We start from the raw sequence: 18588 nt of genomic DNA, 5'->3' as shown, positions 1-18588 counted from the left end.
GAAGGCATCATGCACGGCCACATCGACGCGCTTGAGCATCGAGGTCAGCACCGAACCGGGGTGCAGGTAGTTTTGGTTGCTGTCCACGCCGATCGAGAAAATGCCTTCGTCGGTCGCCGTCTGCAGCACGCCCAAGCCTGTGCCGCCCGCCGCGGCAAAGACGACGTCTGAACCTTGGCCGATCTGGCCACGGGTCAATTCACCACCGCGCACGGGATCGTTCCATGCCGCACCTGTGGTGCCCGTCATGTTCGCGATCACTGTGATGTCGCCGTTCACGGCAGCCGCACCCTGCGCATAGCCGCAAGCAAAGCGCGAGATCAGCGGAATATCCATGCCGCCCACGAAGCTGACCGTGCCGCTTTCCGAGGCCATCGCGGCCAACATGCCGACAAGGTAGGAACCTTCATGCTCCGAGAAGATGACCGAGCGCACATTGGGCGCATCGACCACGCCGTCGATGATCACGAAGGTGGTGTCGGGATAATCGGGTGCCACGACCGACAGCGGTGTCGCCTGGCTGAAGCCCGCCATGACGATCGGGTTGGCGCCCGATTCGGCCATGCGGCGCATTGCCTGTTCGCGTTGGGCGTCCGAGGTCAGCTCGATCTCGCGATAGGTGCCGCCGGTTTCCGAGGCCCATAGCTCGGCGCCGTTGAAGGCCGCTTCGTTGAACGAGCGGTCAAACTTGCCGCCAAGGTCGAAAATGATCGCAGGCCCATCGGCCAGCGCGCCAGTCGCGGTCATGGCAAGCGCAGCGGCAGCGCCCATCAGCGTGGTTTTCATGGTCATGATCTTACTCCCGATTGGACCGGATCGCAGCAGCATGTCGCAGCCGCGCATCGCGAATGTTGGAAAGGATTTTACGTCATCCCCTGCGCAATTAAGGGCGTAGCCGGGCCGCGCGGTCAACTCGATTCTGTCGATTACCCTGCGGGGCGAAACTGCCCTTGGGTCGTTTTTTCATAGGAATGCCACGTTTTTAGGCGCTAAGGTCACAGCCAAATGTGATGGCGTCAACCGCCACCCCGCCGGTGCGTTGGTAATAGCCCCGCCGCTTGCCGGTTTGGATGAATTGCGCCGATGTGTAGAGTGCCAAAGCTGCTTGGTTGTCGGCGGCCACCTCCAAGAACAGGCGCCTGCCCCCCCCAATGCGCGCTTGTGCCATCACGCTCGCCATGAGCGCGCGACCATGCCCCTTGCCTTGCGCGTCGGGGCTGATGGCGATGGTCAACAGCTCCGCCTCGGGGGGGATGATCTGCAACAGGGCAAAACCCTCTTGGCCTAGCGTCACGGCATGGATGAGCGGTTTGGCCAGCATCGCGGCGATCTCGGCCTCGGCCCAGATCTGGCCATGACCTGCAAAAGCTGCGGCATGGATCGCGGCCATGCGGGCGGGTGTCATGCGGGCAATATCATCGGCCCGCCATCGCGGGCGGGCGCGGCATCGGCGGCACGCAGGTACAGCGGCGCGGGGCGCGGCACGGCGGGATCGCGCCAACGCTGTGTGGCGATCCGCGCGATCGCCTCGGTCAAGGGCAGGGATGGGGGCAAGACCGTCAGCCCCGGCATGGCGATCACTGCGATGTCGGACGCCGATCCGGTGACCGCGCCGCCACCGATGACATCAGGCAGATCACCCGTCGTCACCAACAGCGGCTTACCCGCGCCCGTTTCGTTGAATTCCTGCACATAGACCTCGCCCCGGCGCGCATCGGTGATCACGTGCAATGGGCGCGGCTGGCCATGGGCCAGCGCGTCAAGCGTGCTGACGCCCACGGCTGGAATGCCCAAGCCCAACGCCAAGCCCCGCGCCGCCGAGACCGAAATGCGGATGCCGGTGAAATTGCCCGGGCCGACCCCGACCCCAAGCGCATCGAGATCGCCCAACGCCACCCCAGCCATCGCCATCACTTCGGCGATCAGCGGCATCAAGCGCTCGGCCTGTCCCTTGGCCATATCCTCATGGGCATGGACCAACAGCCTGTCGCCCGACAACAAAGCGGCCGCGCAATGCGCGGCCGATGTGTCGAAGGCCAGGATCAGGGGATCAGACGTTGACAGGGCGCACCTCGAGAACCTCGGGGATGTAATGCCGCAAGAGGTTTTCGATCCCCATCTTCAGCGTCAGCGTCGATGACGGGCAACCGGCACAGGCACCCTGCATGTGCAGGTAGACCACGCCGCGCTCGAAACCGTGAAAGGTGATATCGCCGCCATCTTGCGCAACGGCGGGCCGCACGCGGGTGTCGAGCAGCGATTTGATCTGGATGACGATATCGGCATCCTCGCCGCTATGCTCGGCATGGCCACCCGTGCCACCGCCTTCGCCTTCCATCACCGGGGCGCCGGATTGGTAATGCTCCATGATGGCACCCAGCAAGGCGGGCTTGATATGCTCCCACGCCGTATCCTCGGCCTTGGTCACGGTCACGAAATCGGTCCCGAAGAACACACCCGTTACACCTGCGACGCCAAAGATGCGCGCGGCCAAGGGCGATTTCTCGGCTGTTGCGGCACTGGGAAAATCGGCGGTCCCCATTTCCAGCACGGTTTGACCGGGCAGGAATTTCAGTGTGGCCGGGTTGGGGGTGGATTCGGTCTGGATGAACATGGGGTAAATTCCTTATCGCTGCGCTCAGATATGCGCGCGGGGGGCGGCAGAGTCAAGTTTTGGAACGGTTCTAAACTTGGTTCGGTGCGTTCAGGTGATCTGTTCCAGCTGTTCCTTGCTCAACTCCACCGGCACGATGGTGATCGGCACGGGCAGGGTGCCCGATTGCTTGATCATCGCCGTCACCAACGGCCCGGGCCCCGATTTGCCCGTGGCCGCCCCCAGCACCAGCACCCCGATCTCGGAGGCCTCACGGATATGGGCAAGAATTTCGGTCACCGGCTCGCCTTCGCGGATCACAAGGGTCGGGTCCACGCCTTGCCGGTCGCGCATCCATTTGGCGAAGACGTTGAAATGCGCCTCGATCCGCTCGCGGGCCTCGGCGCGCATGACCTCGGCCACACCGATCCAGTGGTTGAATTCATCGGGGGGAATCACCGACAAGATCTCGACCCCGCCCTGCGTATGGGCGGCGCGCATGGCGGCAAAGCGCATCGCGTTGAGGCATTCGCGGGTATCGTCGAGCACCACGAGGAATTTGCGCATCGGATTTTCCCTGTTTCGGCGACCCAACATGACGCGCGAGGGCGGGGCTGTCCACAGGCTTGGGCAGGTGCCGTACCGTTCGGCATGTGCGTGCCATCACCATGCCGGTCAGGCCAAGGCCAAAAGCGCGTCCAAATCCAAGCGTGCATTGCCCATCGCCAATTGCCCCGTGGCGTCACGCGGCCAATCTTGCGGCGCGCGGTCGTAATAAAGTTCGATCCCGTTGCCGTCGGGATCGCTGAAATAGACCGCTTCCGACACGCCGTGATCGGCCGCCCCCTCCAAGCGCACACCGGTGTCGAGTGCGCGGCGCAAGGCGCGGCCCAGTGCGGCGCGGTCGGGAAAAAGAAAGGCCGTGTGATAAAGCCCCGTCATATTGGATGCCGGACGCGGGCCACGCGCGCTGTGCCATGTGTTCAGCCCAAGGTGATGGTGATAGCCATCGAAGGACAGGAACGCCGCTTCCGTCCCGAAATATTGTTGCACTTCAAGCCCTAAAGCCGCCTCGTAAAAGGCCACGGATCGCGCAAGATCGGCCACTTTCAGATGCACATGCCCGATCCGGGCGCCGCTGGTTCGGGGGGTTTTCGGGGGCATGGCTGGGCTCCTTGTATTGGGTTTTCGGGGCGAATTTATCGCGCAAGGCGACCGCGATAAATTCCATGCCGATGCACCGATGCTGTGCATCGGGGCAGATCACGACAGCCTCTTCTCGGTCGCGTGACCACCCATGTCGGTCAAGCATCGCAAAAACCGTGACCGCCATAAAAATTTTGCTTGCATCAACAGGCAAACGGCCTCATATGCGCGGCCCAAGACGCCAACGCACGCGCCTCTGTCACGGGTGGTAAGACGGGAAACCGGGATAACCATCGCAGTTACGTAGCGACGGTAACGTCTCCCTTGGAACTTTGCGGGGTTTTTGGCCCCCAGTCTGTCGGAGATGACCATGAACGCTACGAATGCCGATTTCTCGGCCTCTTTTCCTGTCCCGTCCGCCCGCCTCGAAGCCTTCATCGCCGAGAGCCATTTCGCGCGACCCACGCTGGTCATCGAAATCGACCGCGTCGATACGCAGTACCGCGCACTGGCAGCGGGCCTTGGCCCGGCGGCGATCCACTACGCGGTCAAGGCGAACCCGGCGCCCGAGATCATCGAACGCCTTGTGGCGCTTGGCTCGAAATTCGATGCCGCCTCGCGCGGTGAGATCGAACTGTGCCTGCGCCATGGCGCGCATCCCGACACGATTTCCTATGGCAACACGATCAAGCGCGTGGCCGATATCGCTTACGCGCATCAGATGGGCATCACCTTGTTTGCCGCCGATGCCAGCGAAGAAATCGAAAAGATCGCCGCCCATGCACCGGGTGCCGAGGTCTATATCCGCCTGCTGGTCGAAGCATCGGGGGCCGATTGGCCGCTGACGCGCAAATTCGGCACCACCCGCGACACCGCGTTGGCCTTGATGGCGCAGGCGCGTGATCTGGGCCTGCGCCCGGTGGGTGTGAGCTTTCATGTCGGCAGCCAGACGCGCGATCCGATGATGTGGGCCGATACGCTCGACCAGATCGCGGCTGTGTGGACCGCAGCGGTCGCGGCGGGCTTCGATCTCGACTTGCTCAATATCGGTGGCGGTTTCCCGGCCTTCTACGGCGATGCGATCCCGCATCCGACGGCTTATGCCGAAGCGGTCATGGCGCAGGTCACGGCTCGCTTTCCTGCAGGCATCCGCATCATGGCCGAGCCAGGTCGTGGCATGGTCGCCGAGGCCGGCATGATCGCCGCCGAGGTGCTTTTGGTCGCGCGCAAATCCGAGGATGACATCCATCGCTGGGTCTATCTCGATATCGGGAAATTCTCGGGTTTGGCCGAAACGATGGACGAGGCGATCCGCTATCAGTTCGTCACCCCCCATGATGGTGAGGCGACCGGCCCCTGCATCTTGGCGGGCCCGTCTTGCGACAGCGCCGATGTGCTTTATGAAAAGCGCCCAGTGGCCCTGCCCTTGGCGTTGAAATCGGGCGACAAGGTGATCATCCGCAATTGCGGGGCCTATACCTCGTCCTATGCCTCGGTCGGCTTCAACGGCTTTCCGCCGCTCGATGTGATGGTGATCTGACCGCACGAGGCGGCCGGGCTGTTCCGATCCGTCGCAGGGGGCGGGTGATCTCACGTCTGGCCTTGGCGCGCATCGCGCGCTAAGGCTGGCGCGAATAACGGACAAATGGCCGTAACGTCATGCAAATCTATCTCCCCATTGCCGAAGTCAGCGTGAACGCGTTCTTGTTGCTTGGGCTGGGTGGGATCGTCGGTGTCTTGTCGGGCATGTTCGGCGTTGGTGGCGGTTTCTTGATGACGCCGCTGCTGTTCTTCATCGGCATCCCGCCCGCCGTTGCGGTTGCGACCGAAGCAAACCAGATTGTGGCTTCGTCATTTTCGGGCGTCTTGGCCCATCTCAAGCGCAAGACCGTCGATCTCCGCATGGGCACGGTCTTGTTGATCGGCGGTTTGATCGGGGCGGCGTTCGGCGTGCAGATCTTTGCCGCGCTGACCGCGATCGGTCAGGTCGATCTGTTGGTGAAACTTTGTTATGTCGTCTTTCTGGGCATCATCGGCGGGTTGATGTTCTTCGAAAGCCTGCGCGCGATCCGCCGCGCGCGCCGCCCGGCCGGAACAACGCCGCTGCCGCGCAGGCATCGGGGGTGGATTCATGCGCTCCCCCTCAAGATGCGGTTTCGAACCTCGGGGCTTTATATCTCGGTCATTCCGCCGCTTGTCGTGGGGGTCTTCGTCGGGGTCTTGGCCGCGATCATGGGTGTCGGCGGCGGTTTCATCATGGTGCCGGCGATGATCTACCTATTGGGGATGCCCACCAAGGTGGTGGTCGGCACCTCGCTGTTCCAGATCATCTTCGTGACCGGCTTTGCCACCTTGATGCATGCCACGACCAATTACACCGTCGATATGGTCTTGGCCGTCTTGTTGCTGGTGGGTGGGGTGATCGGTGCGCAGATCGGCGCGGCGATCGGTGTGAAGCTCAAGGCCGAGCAGCTGCGCATCTTGCTGTCGATCATGGTTTTGCTGGTCTGCGGCAAGCTTGCCTTCGACCTTTTGGTCATGCCCGATGAGCTTTACGTCATCGGTTTCGACGGGGCGGGGCATTGAGGGCGCGCGTCTTGGCACTTTGCGCGCTGGCCCTTGCGCTGGCCGCCCCGGTGCAGGCTGAGCGCGTCGTGGCGGGCCTGAGCCAAGAGGCGATCGCCATCACCACGAACTTCGCGGGCTCGGAGATCTTGGTCTATGGCGCGGTGCAGCGCGCCGCACCCCCGCCGGGGGCAGAGCCGCTGGAGGTGATCGTCACCGTTCAGGGGCCAAGCCAGCCCGTCACCGTGCGACGCAAGGAACGGCGCTTTGGGATATGGGTCAATGCCGATGCTTCGCGTATCGATGCAGCGCCGAGCTTTTACGCGGTATCGACCACGGCACCCTTGGCCCAAGCCTTGTCGCAGACCGAGGATCTGCGCCATCGCATCACGCTGGATCAAGCGATCCGCGCAGTGGGCACGGGGCGGTCCGATCAGCCCATGTTCAACGCGGCGCTGATCCGCATCCGCGGCGAAGATGGCACATATCAGGTAAACGAGGGCGCGGTGCGGTTTCGTGAGCAGACCTTGTTCGACACCGCCGTGCGTTTGCCCGCCAATCTGACCGAGGGCGATTACCTGACGCGGATCATTTTGACGCGCGGAGGCGCGGTGGTCGATCTGCATGAGCAGCTGATCCCGGTGCGCAAGGTGGGGCTGGAGCGGTTGATCTACAACCTCGCCCATGAGCGGCCTCTGATCTACGGGATCTTGTCGCTGGTCATCGCCATTGCTGCGGGCTGGATGGCTTCGGCCGTGTTTCGGTATATGCGCGGCTAAGCTGCGGGGCTTTGCCCCGTTGGTCTTGTTTGGGGGGCTTTGCCCCCCGGCTGCGGGTGTGCAGCCGCCCCCCAGAGTATTTTCGAAGCAAAGATGGAAGCTTAGCCGCGGCCGACGAGGGGCATTTTCGTCGCCATGATGGTCTGGAACAAGATATTGGCCGATGGCGGCAGGCTGGCCATGTGATGCACGCTTTGGGCCACATGGGCGACATCCATCACCTCGGGCGGCGCATCGCCGCGCGCCATGGCCTGATGGGCGGCATCGCGCAGTAGATCGGTTTCGGCATTGCCGATATCGATCTGGCCGCAGGCGATGTCATAGGGGCGGCCATCGAGCGCGATCTGTTTCGTCAGCCCGGTGATGGCGTGTTTCGTGGCAGTGTAGGGGGCAGCACCCGCGCGCGGGGTCTGCGCCGAGACCGAGCCATTATTGATGATCCGCCCGCCTTGCGGGGATTGGCGGCGCATCAGGCCGAAGGCCATGCGCGCGCAGATGAACATGCCTGTCAGGTTGACCGCGACCGCGTTGTGCCAATCGGCCAGCGCGATCTCGTCAATCGGTGCGGTGGGGGTGAAGATGCCGGCATTGTTGAAAAGCGCATCGAGCCGCCCGTGATCGGTTGCGAAGCGCGTAAAGGCGGCCTCGACCGCATCGGCATCGGTCACATCGAGCGGCATGATCACCGCGCGCAGCCCATGGGGGGCGGCGATGTCGGCCAGCTTGTCGGCGCGGCGCGCGGCAAGGCCGACGGTCCAGCCCGCGGCCAGCATGTGGGTGGCGACGGCGGCGCCGATCCCGGCGCTGGCGCCTGTCACGATGATGGTTTTTGTCATGGCTCCTCGGTTCCTTCCAGCATCAGGGCGGTGGCGGGATTGGGCAGATCGGCGATGCCGAGGGCATCCCTGGGGCGGGCCAGCGCATAGCGGGTGACCCAGATCAGCTTTTCCTCGGCCCGCGTGATGGCGACATAGGCCAGCCGTTTCCAGAGCGCCTGTCCGGCTTCGACCCGGCCCGCTTGGGCGGCGGCGTAAAGATCGGGGGCAAAGACCTGCACCGCGTTCCATTGGCTGCCTTGCGCCTTGTGGATCGTCACCGCCGCGCCGTGCAGGAACGCCGCCCCCATCCGCGCGGCATAGGGGATGAAGGGCTCTTCCTCGTCGGGTTTTTCGATCTTGACGATGGAAGCGGCCGAAAAGCGGGGGCTTTCGGCACCCAGCACATGTAGCCGCGAGAAACCGGGGCGCGATCCGGGGCCGAGATAGATGACGGGCGCGCCCTTGATCAGCCCGCGCGCCTCGAGGTCGATGCGGCGCTTGCGGTGTTTCAGGGGCAATTCGATCCCGTCGCAGATCAAGGGCTCGCCGGGGATGAGTTGATCGGCGGGCGCGCCATGAGCGGCGCGAAAAGCGGTGATCAGGCGGATACGGGTGGCGTTGCGCCAGACCAGCACCGGGGAACGCGCCATCAGATCGGCATCGACGCGCGCTGCGATCTCGACGCGCGGGTCGCGGGCGGCGGCATCATGGATCATGCGCTCGAACTGCGCGAAGCTCAGATCCGGGTCGCCCAAAGCATGGGCCAGATCGAGGATCGGATTGTCCGCCTCTTGCCGGTGGATGCGCGCCAGATCGAGGCGGTTCTCACCCTTGATCTTGTCAAAGACCATCTGGCCCGACTGGTTCACCGGGGCAAGCTGCGCCGGGTCGCCGAACAGGACGAGAAAGGGAAAAATCTCGCGCAGATCGTCGAATTGGCGGTCATCGAGCATGGAGGATTCGTCGATCAGCCCGATATCGAGCGGGTCTTCGCGCCGCTTCCAGCCAGTGATGAAATCCGAGCCCCGCAACCCTGCCGAGGCAAGTGCGGCGGGCACCGATGCCGTCGCCTCATAGACCTGTTTGGCGCGGTCCATGGCGGCGTCGGTCAGGGCCTCGATCACGGGGCGCTCGCCCTGGCCCGCCAACCATTCGGCGACTTTTTCATATTCCGGGTCATAGACCGGGGTATAAAGGATGCGGTGGATCGTGGTCGCCGGCACGCCGCGGTTGCGCAAGACGCTGGCCGCCTTGTTGGTGGGGGCCAGAACGGCCGCCGTGCGCCTGTCCTTGCGGCGGCGCCCCTCCCAGTCGCCCGAGATGATATCGACGCCCGCACCTTGCAGCGCGCGCACGAGTTCCGCCAGAAGCAGCGTCTTGCCCGAACCCGCCTTGCCCACCACGGCCATAACCCGGCCCAAGCCGTCGGCGGCGGGTGTCAGCGCGTCATTATCGAGATCGACGCCCACCCCGCGCAAAGCCGCGGCGATGCTGTCATGGGCTTGGGCCTGATCGTCGGAAAAGGCGATGGTGGGGGCAGTTTCGCTCATGGTGGCGAACCTAGCCTGCGCATGATCCATGTGCGAGGGGCAAACGCCCCGCGCTCAGCCGTTGTCGCGATCCAGCGCCATTTCCGACAAGCGCACCGGTTGGCGGGTGCGGGGCGTTTCGGCCTCGATCCGGTCAGCGATCTCGGCCAAGGCAAGTGCCGCGCGACCGGCCAAGGCGCTGTCGCGCTGCGCGTTTTCGCCTGCGGTGAAGGTGTGGCGCAGGCTAGTGTCGGCGGTCAGCAGGCCGCGGATCACCGCCATGGCGCGAATGTCCTCGGGAAAGGCCGCGAGCAATGCGCTCAGCTTGTCCTGATCGCCCGCCGCGCGGGCCAGCGCCTCGAGAACGCGCTCGAACAGCGCGTTGGTGTCATCATCATAGGTCATCCCGGTTCCTTGGGTCGCTTGACCGGGATTCTCCCGCTTGGGGCCTTTATGCACCGTCGGTTTCACTGTGCCGGTGATATGGCACCGTTACCCGGCGACACAAGCCGATGTCGGGAAACAATCAATTTTAAACAAATGGTTAACGCCAAGGATGGTAAACGCCGGGCGCGGGGTTACGCCCAGCGGGTCGCGAAATCTTGTGGCAACAGCAGGTTGTGACGACCAAGATCGGCGACACTGCGTTCGCCGCAAAGCGCCATGGTGGTATCGAGTTCCTTGTGGATCACCTGCAAGGCCTTGGTCACACCGGCCTCGCCCATTGCGCCCAGACCATAGACGAAGGCGCGCCCGATCATCGTGCCCTTGGCGCCCATCGCCAGCGCCTTGAGAACGTCCTGGCCCGAGCGGATGCCGCTATCGAGATGCACCTCGATCTTGTCGCCTACCGCATCCATGATCTGTGGCAACATGCGGATCGACGACAGCGCGCCGTCAAGTTGGCGGCCGCCATGGTTCGAGACCACGATGGCATCCGCACCAACGGCCAATGCTTTCTTTGCATCCTCGGGGTCGAGGATGCCCTTGAGGATCACGGGGCCGTCCCACCAGCTGCGGAATTGCTTGATCCGTTCCCAATCGAGCGAGGGGTCGAAGGCCTCGGCCGTCCAGCTGCCCAGCGATGTGGGGTCGGTCACGCCCTTGGCATGGCCCACGATATTGCCGAAAAAGCGCCGCTTCGTCTGCAGCATCTCAAGGCCCCACGGCACCTTGGTCGCAAGGTTCATGATCGAGGCGGGCGTCAGCTTGGGCGGGGCGGATAGGCCGTTTTTCAGATCCTTGTGCCGCTGGCCCATGATCTGCAGATCGACGGTGATCACCAGCGCCGAGCATTTCGCATCCTTGGCGCGGGCAAACAGCCGCTTCATGAACTCGTCGTCCTTCAGCGTGTAGACTTGGAACCAGAAGGGCGCGTTGGTGTGGCTGGCGACATCCTCGATGGAACAGATCGACATGGTCGAAAGGGTGAAGGGCACGCCGAATTTTTCGGCGGCGCGGGCGGCCTTGATCTCGCCATCGGCCGATTGCATGCCGCAGAGCCCCACGGGGGCCAGCGCCACCGGCATGGCGACGTCTTGGCCCACCATCTTGGTGGCGGTCGAGCGGCCCGCCATATCGACCGCGATCCGCTGGCGCAGGCGGATCTCATCGAAATCCGAGCAATTGTCGTTGAAGGTCTGCTGGGTCCAGCTCCCCGTTTCGGCGTAATCGTAGAACATCTTGGGCACGCGACGCTTGTAGATGCGCTTGAGGTCTTCGATTTCGGTGATGACGGGCATGGTGCGGTCCCTTCCACGGGGATGATCTGAATTGGTCAGGTTTTGCTACCAATACCCGCGCGCTTGGGCAATGCGTCAGTTTCGGGCTTTGCGGCAGGGCCTTGCAAGGCATCCGCTTTTCGGCTTTCAGATCATTTATGAAAACGCCGCGCTATACCGCCCTTGTCGAAACCCTCCCCGCATCTGTCCCTTTTGTCGGGCCTGAGGCGCAGGAGCGCGCGCGCGGTTCTGCCTTCGTCGCGCGGATCGGGGCCAATGAAAGCGTCTTTGGTCCCAGCCCGCGCGCCCTCGCGGCGATGGAACAGGCCGCCGGTCAGGCGTGGATGTATGGCGACCCTGAACTGCACGATCTGCGCGAAGCGATCGCTTCGCATCACGGCGTGACCCGCGCCAATGTCGTGGTGGGCGAGGGGATCGACGGCCTGTTGGGCTATCTGGTGCGGCTCATGATCGCGCCGGGGGATGCGGTCGTGACCTCGGACGGGGCCTATCCGACCTTCAACTACCATGTGACGGGCTTTGGCGGCGTGCTGCACAAGGTGCCCTATACGGGCGAGCATGAAGACCCGGAGGCGCTTTTGGCCAAGGCGCGGTCGGTCGATGCGAAACTTATCTATTTCGCCAATCCCGATAACCCGATGGGAAGCTGGCATGATGCAGGGACCGTGCAGGCGATGATCGATGGGCTGCCCGAGGGGGCGGTGCTGGCGTTGGACGAAGCCTATGCCGATACCGCGCCTGCTGGTGCGATCCCGCCGCTCGACATGGACCACCCCCGCGTGATCCGCCTGCGCACATTCTCCAAGGCTTACGGGCTGGCGGGGCTGCGCGTGGGCTACGGGCTGGCGCATGCCGATTTCGCGAATGCCTTCAACAAGATCCGTCATCATTTCGGGATGGGCCGCGTGGCGCAGGCGGCGGCGCTGGCGGCCTTGGGTGATCAGGATTATCTGAACGCCACGATCGCAGCGATCGCCGAAGCGCGAGAGGCCATCGCCACGATTGCGCGTGAGAACGGGCTGACCCCGCTGCCCTCGGCCACCAATTTCGTGACCATCGATTGCGGCCGCGACGGGGCATTCGCGCGCGCGGTGCTGGCAGGGCTCGTCGCGCGCGGCATTTTCGTGCGCATGCCCTTCACCCCGCCGCAAGATCGCTGCATCCGGGTTTCGGCCGGAACGCCCGCCGATCGCGCAGCCTTTGCTGCGGCCCTTCCCGCCGCGCTGGCCGAGGCATCGCTCGCGGTTTCGTGAATTGCCTTCCATCTGCTGGAAGCCCCGAAGGCGCAACAACCGCAGAAGGAAAATCCGATGACATTGACCGCAACACGCAGCCTTGCCGCCGCCGCCCTGATCGCGCTGGGCGCGACCGTGGCACTGGCCCAGATGGACCATTCCGCCCATAGCGGCCATACCATGCCGACAGTCTCGACCGGCCCCGCCGAGGATGCGTTTCGCGCCGTCAATGACGCGATGCACCGCGATATGGACATTGCCTATAGCGGCAATGCCGATGCCGATTTCATCCGCGGCATGATCCCCCATCACGAGGGGGCGGTGGCCATGGCCGAAGTGATCTTGACCCATGGCACCGACCCTGCGGTGCGCGACCTCGCCCAACAGATCATCGACGCGCAAGAGGTTGAGATCGCGTGGATGCGCGATTGGCTGGCCCGCAACGGGTTTTGAACCGGTTCAGCCCTCGGCGATCACGCGCACGGCGGCATCCAGCCCGCCCGCGCCATGCGGGATCTGCAGCGCGGCCATCCCGGCCTGAAGATTGGACAGCACGCCCAAGACCATATGGGCGTTTACATGTCCCATATGCCCGATGCGCAGGAAATCCTCTTTCCGGCCGCCCGGCCCCTCGACCCCGCCCAAGGGAATACCCAAGGTCACGCCCGCATTGGCCGTCATCCAGTCGCGCAGGCGCTGGCCGTTGCCGGGGCCGAAATTGGCGGTCGTCACTGCATGGCTGCGCTTGGCGGGATCGGAAATATTGGCATGGATCGTGCCAGCCGCGCCCCATGTGTCAAGCGCCGCCCAAACCGCGCGCGCAAGCGTCGCGTGGCGGTGCCAGACATTCTCCAGCCCTTCTTCCTTGATCATGTCGAGCGCTTCGCGCAGCCCGTAAAGATGATGGGTCGGCGCCGTGCCGTTGAAGAATTTGTAGTACTCATCGGGCGCCATGCGCGGGCGCCAATCCCAATAGGCGGTCGCCAGATCGGCGGCCTCGCGCGCGCGGTCGGCCTTGTCGTTGAAAAAGACGAAGCCCATGCCGGGCGGCGTCATCAGCCCCTTCTGGCTGCCCGTCACCATCAGATCGACGCCCCAATCATCCATATGAAATTCGTCGCATCCCAGACAGGCGATGTTGTCGGAAAACAGCAGCGCCGGATGCCCCGCCGCATCGAGCGTGGCGCGCAAACCTGCGATATTGTTGCGCACGCTGGTCGAGGTATCGACCTGAACCGCCATGACGGCCTTGATCTTGTGGCCCTTGTCGGCAGCCAGTGCGTCGGCCACGCAGGCCATGTCGATATCGCTTTGCTGGCCGAAATCGATGATCTCGCAGTCGACATGCATAGCGGCCGCCATCTCGCCCCAGCCAAGGCAGAAGCGCCCGGTGGCGAGGATCAAGATCTTGTCGCCGCGCGAGAGGGTATTGGCCAGCGCCGCCTCCCACACGCCATGCCCATTGGCGATATACATCGCGACATGGTGCTTGGTGCGCGCCACGGCCTTGAGGTCTGGCACAAGGCTATGAGTCAGATCGACCAACTCGCCGGTGTAGATGTTCGGCGCAGGGCGGTGCATCGCCTGCAACACGCGGTCGGGCATGACCGAGGGGCCGGGGATGGCAAGGTAGTGGCGGCCATTGGCAAGGCTCATCTGGGGTATTCCTTCGACACGGTTGGCCAAGTGGTAGAGCGCGCCCTTGGCAGGGTCAATCAGCCGCGATGGCTTGGCGCGGGGGGCTGCAAGGATTAGCTGTGGGGCAAGACATGCGCAGGGGGCAAGGATGCAGGGCGAAGCGACAAGCGATCGGGTGGTGTTACGGATCGGGGGCGAGGACAGGGCCAAGTTCTTGCATGGTCTGGTCACACGCGATGTGGGCGGGCCGGGAGAAGGCTTGCGCTATAGCGCGCTGCTCAGCCCGCAAGGCAAGTATCTGGCCGATTTCTTTTTGCTCAACCGGGGCGAAGATATCTTGCTCGACGTCAAGGCCGATCTGGCGGCGAAGTTGGCGCAGCGTTTGGCGATGTATCGCCTGCGCGCCGATGTCGTGATCGAGGACAGCGGGCTATCGGTCATGCGCGGCTTGGGGGATGCGCCCGACGGGGCATGGCCCGACCCCCGCGATGCCAGCCTTGGCTGGCGCGGTTATGACATGGAAGGTGGCGCGCCGATGATCGACTGGGACGCGCTGCGCGTGGCCGCCTGCATCCCCGAGACGGGGATCGAGTTGATCCCCGATGAAAGCTACATCCTTGAATGCGGCTTCGACCGGATGGGCGGCGTCGATCACCGCAAGGGCTGCTATGTCGGCCAAGAGGTGACGGCGCGGATGAAGCACAAGACCGAATTGCGCAAAGGGTTGGTGACGGTTGCGGTTCAGGGCGCGGCCCCCATCGGCACCGAGATCATGGCAGGCGACAAGCCGGCGGGCATGCTTTTCACGCAATCGGGCGGGCAGGCCATCGCCTATCTGCGGTTTGACCGCGCCGAGGGGGCGATGACGGCGGGTGATGCCAAAGTGACATGGAATCCTGTCTGAAGCTGTGAATAGACCTGTGAATTGATCGGATTTTGAAAGGTGAGGGGAAAACCGCTGTTTTCCCCGAGCAAAAAATTGCAGTTTTTTGTCCCCTTTGTCAGCCTTGGGTTTGCAGCTTGTCTTGCGTGTTGGTGTCGAAATCGGATGCTGCGTGACGTTCCCAAAGCTGCGTCTCGGGCGGGCCAAAGGTCTTGTTGACCATCCGACCGCGCGCCACGGCGGGCCGCGCGAAAAACCGCTCGGCCCATGCGATGACATGGGGGTATTCATGGACCGACAGGAATTCTCCCGCCTCATACGCCTCGCCAAGTGCCAGCCGTCCATACCACGGGCAGATCGCGATATCGGCGATGCTCATTTCGTCGCCCAGCATCCAGTCGCGCCCTTCCAGATGGCGGTTCAGCACATCCATCTGGCGCTTGGCCTCCATCGCGAAGCGGTTGATCGGGTATTCCATCGGATACGGCGCGTAGGCGTAGAAATGCCCGAAGCCGCCACCAAGGTAAGGCGCGCTGCCCATCTGCCACATCAGCCATGACAAGAGTTCTGCCCGATCCTTGGGGCGGCCAAGAAAGGCGCCGAACTTTTCAGCCAGATGCAGCAAGATCGCGCCGGATTCGAAGACCCGCACGGGGGCGGGTCCGGAATGATCCATCAGGGCGGGGATCTTGGAATTGGGGTTCACCTCGACGAAACCGCTGCCGAACTGATCGCCATTGCCGATGCGGATCAGCCAGGCGTCATATTCGGCGGCATGGCCCGCGGCGAGCAATTCCTCGAACATCACCGTAACCTTCACCCCGTTGGGCGTACCCATGGAGTAAAGCTGGAACGGGTGCCGCCCCACGGGCAGATCCTTGTCATGGGTGGGGCCTGCGATGGGGCGGTTCAGCCCGGCCCATTTGCCGCCGTTTTCCTTATCCCAGATCCAGACCTTTGGGGGTGTGTAGGTTTCGGAAGCGGTCATGCGCGATCTCCTGCTTTGGGTTGGACAAGAGCTAACGCCTCACGCGGCACAACCCAAGCCCTGCACGCGCTGCGGACGGTCAATTTTGCGTATTTGCGGAAAGACGAAGCAGGCGCGCGCGGATCGGGGCCGCGCGCGCCTTGATCGGATCACGCCGACAGCGCCGCGTCGCAGCGCCCGCAGACGCCCGCATGGGCGTGTTGGCCCACATCGGGCAGGATTTTCCAGCAGCGCTGGCATTTCTCGCCTTGGGCCTTGTGGAAAACGACGCCAATCGCCGGATCGTCGAGGCGGAAGGCATCGGCCTGTGGTTCCATCGCGATCACGCGCAGGTCGCTGGTGATACACAGATCGGCCATGTCATGACCGGACAGCATCGCGGCCAAGGCCGGATCAGTCACTTGCAGGGTCGGCGCGGCCTCGAGGCTGGCCCCGATCACCTTGTCTTGGCGCTGGATTTCCAGCGCGGCGGTCACCACGCGGCGCACCCGGCGCAGGTCGGCCCATTTCGCGGCCAATGCCTCATCCCGCCAGCTTGCCGGGGTGTCGGGGAAATCTTGTAGATGAACCGAGCTGTCCGCACCCGGATGCCGCTCCAGCCAGACCTCTTCCATCGTGAAAACCAGCACGGGGGCAAGCCATGTGGTCAGCCGCTCGAAGAGCATCTCGAGCACGCTGCGCGCGGCGCGGCGGCGAGTTGTGTCGCCGTCGCAATAAAGCGCGTCCTTGCGGATGTCGAAATAGAAGGCCGACAAATCCGTGGTGGCGAAGTTGAAAAGCGCCTGAAAGACCCCTTGGAAATCATAGGCGGCGTAGCCCTTGCGCACGGTTTCATCGAGTTCCGAAAGGCGGTGCAGCACCCAGCGCTCCAACTCGGGCATGTCAGCCGGATCGACGCGGTCGGCATCCGTCACATCGGCCAGCGAGCCAAGCATGAAACGCATCGTGTTGCGCAGGCGGCGATAGCTGTCGGCCACGCCTTTCAGGATTTCCGGCCCGATGCGCAGGTCGACGGTGTAATCCGACTGCGCCACCCAAAGCCGCAAGATATCAGCGCCATATTGGTCGATCACCGCTTGCGGGGCGACGGTGTTGCCGATGGATTTGGACATTTTCATGCCCTTTTCATCCAGCGTGAAGCCATGCGTCAGCACACCGCGATAAGGCGCGCGCCCGATCGTGCCGCAAGCTTGCAGCATCGAGGAATGAAACCATCCCCGGTGCTGGTCGGTGCCTTCGAGGTAAAGATCGGCGATCCCATCCTCGGACCCGTCTTCCCGGTCGCGCAGAACGAAAGCATGGGTGGAGCCGCTATCGAACCAGACATCGAGAATGTCGAAGACCTGATCCCATGCCTCGGGGTCGTATTCATTGCCCAAGAAACGCGCCTTGGCACCGGGTTTGTACCAGGCATCGGCCCCTTCTGCCTCGAAGGCGTCGAGGATGCGGGCATTGACGGCCGGGTCGCGCAGCAGGAAATCGGGGTCGGTGGGTGCTGCGCCCTTTTTGGTGAAGCAGGTCAGCGGCACACCCCAAGCGCGCTGGCGCGACAGCACCCAATCGGGCCGCGCCTCGATCATCGCATAAAGCCGGTTGCGCCCGGTCTTGGGTGTCCATTCGACCAGCTGGTCGATGGATGTCAGCGCGCGTGAGCGGATCGTCTCACCATAGCTATTCATCCCGTCGCCCAAGGGCTTGTCGATCGCTGCGAACCATTGTGGGCGGTTCAGGCGGATGACGGGTGCCTTGGACCGCCAGCTATGCGCATCGGAAATCGTGATCCGGCGGCGACCCAAAAGCCCGCCGACCGCGACCAGCTTGTCGATCACCGCCTTGTTGGCGCCACCCGGCTTGCCGTCTTCCTTGATGATGCGTTCGCCCGCGAAAAAGGGCAGGTCGGCGCGATAGCTGGAATCGTCAAGGATGTTGTAGGTCATGGGCAAGCCATGCTTGCGCCCGATTTCGAAGTCGTCGTCGCCATGGCTGGGCGCGGTATGCACGAACCCGGTGCCCGCGTCGTCGGTCACGTGATCGCCCGGCAACAGCGGCACATCGAAATCCCACTCGCCCCCTGCGCCTTCAGCCCCGCGCAGCGGGTGGGCGCAACTCAGCGCGGCCAGTTCATCCGCCGCCACATCGCGCAGGCGGCGATACATCGACGGCTCAAGCCGCATGGCCCCCAGCGCGTCATCGGCCAGCTTGTCGGCGATCAGGTAGCGGTCACCGATGCGCGCCCAGCATTCTTCGGGGCGGCCGGTGATCTCGTATAGCCCATAGCCGATCTCGGGGCCAAAACAGATCGCGCGGTTTTGCGGCAAGGTCCACGGTGTCGTGGTCCAGATCACCACCTTGGCGGTATCCAGATCGCTGCTGGCCATGCCGTGCAGCGCATCGTTGAAGGCGGTGGGCTCTGCGTCCAACAGCGCCAGTTTTTCGCTCGCAGGCACCACGCGGAAGGGCACCCAGACCGCATCGGTCTGGCGGTCGTGATATTCCACTTCGGCCTCGGCCAGTGCGGTCTTTTCGACAGGCGACCACATCACGGGCTTTGAGCCCTGATAGAGCGCGCCGTTCATCACGAATTTCTGGAATTCCTCGGCGATCACGCGCTCGGCGTGGAAATCCATCGTGAGATACGGCTTGTCCCACGTGCCGGTCACGCCCAGCCGCTT

Annotated in this window: 20 protein-coding genes; 7 read left to right on the top strand and 13 right to left on the bottom strand. The window is 63.6% G+C overall.

Features of this window, described 5'->3' with window-relative positions:
* The 6 genes from ACTG4J_RS08530 to ACTG4J_RS08505 all read right to left on the bottom strand — a co-directional run.
* A partial coding sequence (locus ACTG4J_RS08530; protein ID WP_439138717.1) for a BMP family ABC transporter substrate-binding protein occupies positions 1–792 on the bottom strand: 792 nt, incomplete at its 3' end.
* A gap of 190 nt (positions 793–982) precedes the next feature.
* Positions 983–1405 (bottom strand): GNAT family N-acetyltransferase, encoded by a 423-nt coding sequence (locus tag ACTG4J_RS08525; protein ID WP_439138715.1) that lies wholly within the window; start codon positions 1403–1405, stop codon positions 983–985.
* The gene (gene tsaB / locus ACTG4J_RS08520) at positions 1402–2040 is read right to left on the bottom strand and encodes a tRNA (adenosine(37)-N6)-threonylcarbamoyltransferase complex dimerization subunit type 1 TsaB (RefSeq protein WP_439138718.1); all 639 of its coding nucleotides are present in this window, start codon (positions 2038–2040) and stop codon (positions 1402–1404) included. The genes ACTG4J_RS08525 and tsaB overlap by 4 nt, the downstream gene beginning before the upstream one ends.
* A 10-nt stretch (positions 2041–2050) precedes the next feature.
* Positions 2051–2614, bottom strand: a complete 564-nt coding sequence (locus ACTG4J_RS08515; RefSeq protein WP_439138713.1) for a NifU family protein — start codon at positions 2612–2614, stop codon at positions 2051–2053.
* Between the two features lie 90 nt (positions 2615–2704).
* Positions 2705–3160 (bottom strand): universal stress protein, encoded by a 456-nt coding sequence (locus ACTG4J_RS08510; protein WP_439138711.1) that lies wholly within the window; start codon positions 3158–3160, stop codon positions 2705–2707.
* A 108-nt stretch (positions 3161–3268) separates the two neighbouring features.
* Complete coding sequence (locus ACTG4J_RS08505; RefSeq protein WP_439138709.1) at positions 3269–3757, bottom strand: VOC family protein; 489 nt, start codon at positions 3755–3757, stop codon at positions 3269–3271.
* On the opposite strand from ACTG4J_RS08505, the gene ACTG4J_RS08500 reads away from it, so the two are divergent.
* From ACTG4J_RS08500 to ACTG4J_RS08485, 4 genes are all read left to right on the top strand, one after another.
* Positions 3756–3884 (top strand): hypothetical protein, encoded by a 129-nt coding sequence (locus ACTG4J_RS08500; protein ID WP_439138708.1) that lies wholly within the window; start codon positions 3756–3758, stop codon positions 3882–3884. The genes ACTG4J_RS08505 and ACTG4J_RS08500 overlap by 2 nt on opposite strands.
* A 225-nt stretch (positions 3885–4109) precedes the next feature.
* Positions 4110–5279 carry a type III PLP-dependent enzyme gene (locus tag ACTG4J_RS08495; RefSeq protein WP_439138707.1) on the top strand — a complete coding sequence of 390 codons (1170 nt, stop codon included), beginning with the start codon at positions 4110–4112 and terminating at the stop codon, positions 5277–5279.
* Positions 5280–5398: 119 nt separating this feature from the next.
* Complete coding sequence (locus ACTG4J_RS08490; protein ID WP_439138705.1) at positions 5399–6325, top strand: sulfite exporter TauE/SafE family protein; 927 nt, start codon at positions 5399–5401, stop codon at positions 6323–6325.
* A complete protein-coding gene (locus ACTG4J_RS08485; RefSeq protein WP_439138703.1) occupies positions 6322–7083 on the top strand; it encodes a TIGR02186 family protein in 762 nt (253 codons plus the stop codon). Before ACTG4J_RS08490 ends, ACTG4J_RS08485 begins: the two co-directional genes overlap by 4 nt.
* A gap of 101 nt (positions 7084–7184) precedes the next feature.
* Here ACTG4J_RS08485 and ACTG4J_RS08480 read toward each other — a convergent pair whose 3' ends face one another.
* The 4 genes from ACTG4J_RS08480 to ACTG4J_RS08465 all read right to left on the bottom strand — a co-directional run bounded on the left by ACTG4J_RS08480 (position 7185) and on the right by ACTG4J_RS08465 (position 11172).
* Positions 7185–7919 carry an SDR family oxidoreductase gene (locus ACTG4J_RS08480; RefSeq protein ID WP_439138701.1) on the bottom strand — a complete coding sequence of 245 codons (735 nt, stop codon included), beginning with the start codon at positions 7917–7919 and terminating at the stop codon, positions 7185–7187.
* A complete protein-coding gene (locus ACTG4J_RS08475) occupies positions 7916–9451 on the bottom strand; it encodes an ATP-dependent DNA helicase (RefSeq protein WP_439138699.1) in 1536 nt (511 codons plus the stop codon). Before ACTG4J_RS08475 ends, ACTG4J_RS08480 begins: the two co-directional genes overlap by 4 nt.
* Before the next feature lie 54 nt (positions 9452–9505).
* Positions 9506–9835, bottom strand: coding sequence for a hypothetical protein (locus ACTG4J_RS08470; RefSeq protein WP_439138697.1), 330 nt, complete (start codon positions 9833–9835; stop codon positions 9506–9508).
* 173 nt (positions 9836–10008) lie between these two features.
* Complete coding sequence (locus ACTG4J_RS08465; RefSeq protein ID WP_439138696.1) at positions 10009–11172, bottom strand: alpha-hydroxy acid oxidase; 1164 nt, start codon at positions 11170–11172, stop codon at positions 10009–10011.
* 137 nt (positions 11173–11309) lie between these two features.
* On the opposite strand from ACTG4J_RS08465, the gene ACTG4J_RS08460 reads away from it, so the two are divergent.
* Both ACTG4J_RS08460 and copM read left to right on the top strand, forming a co-directional pair.
* A complete protein-coding gene (locus tag ACTG4J_RS08460) occupies positions 11310–12425 on the top strand; it encodes a pyridoxal phosphate-dependent aminotransferase (RefSeq protein WP_439138694.1) in 1116 nt (371 codons plus the stop codon).
* A 57-nt stretch (positions 12426–12482) separates the two neighbouring features.
* A complete protein-coding gene (gene copM, locus ACTG4J_RS08455) occupies positions 12483–12860 on the top strand; it encodes a CopM family metallochaperone (RefSeq protein WP_439138692.1) in 378 nt (125 codons plus the stop codon).
* A 6-nt stretch (positions 12861–12866) separates the two neighbouring features.
* Here the strand turns inward: copM and ACTG4J_RS08450 are convergent, their stop codons facing one another.
* Positions 12867–14063, bottom strand: a complete 1197-nt coding sequence (locus tag ACTG4J_RS08450; RefSeq protein WP_439138690.1) for a pyridoxal-phosphate-dependent aminotransferase family protein — start codon at positions 14061–14063, stop codon at positions 12867–12869.
* Between the two features lie 130 nt (positions 14064–14193).
* Between ACTG4J_RS08450 and ygfZ the strand changes: the two genes are divergently transcribed.
* On the top strand, positions 14194–14949 hold the full coding sequence (gene ygfZ / locus ACTG4J_RS08445; protein WP_439138688.1) for a CAF17-like 4Fe-4S cluster assembly/insertion protein YgfZ: 756 nt from the start codon (positions 14194–14196) through the stop codon (positions 14947–14949).
* A gap of 97 nt (positions 14950–15046) precedes the next feature.
* Here the strand turns inward: ygfZ and yghU are convergent, their stop codons facing one another.
* Complete coding sequence (yghU, locus tag ACTG4J_RS08440) at positions 15047–15916, bottom strand: glutathione-dependent disulfide-bond oxidoreductase (protein WP_439138686.1); 870 nt, start codon at positions 15914–15916, stop codon at positions 15047–15049.
* A 149-nt stretch (positions 15917–16065) separates the two neighbouring features.
* Positions 16066–18588 (bottom strand): isoleucine--tRNA ligase (locus ACTG4J_RS08435; protein WP_439138684.1); only part of this gene is annotated, 2523 nt, incomplete at its 5' end.

Source organism: Roseicyclus sp. (assembly GCF_965662675.1).
GTDB lineage: Bacteria > Pseudomonadota > Alphaproteobacteria > Rhodobacterales > Rhodobacteraceae > Roseicyclus.
The sequence above is the reverse complement of the archived record's forward strand: the minus strand, read 5'-3'. Positions and strand labels throughout refer to the sequence as shown.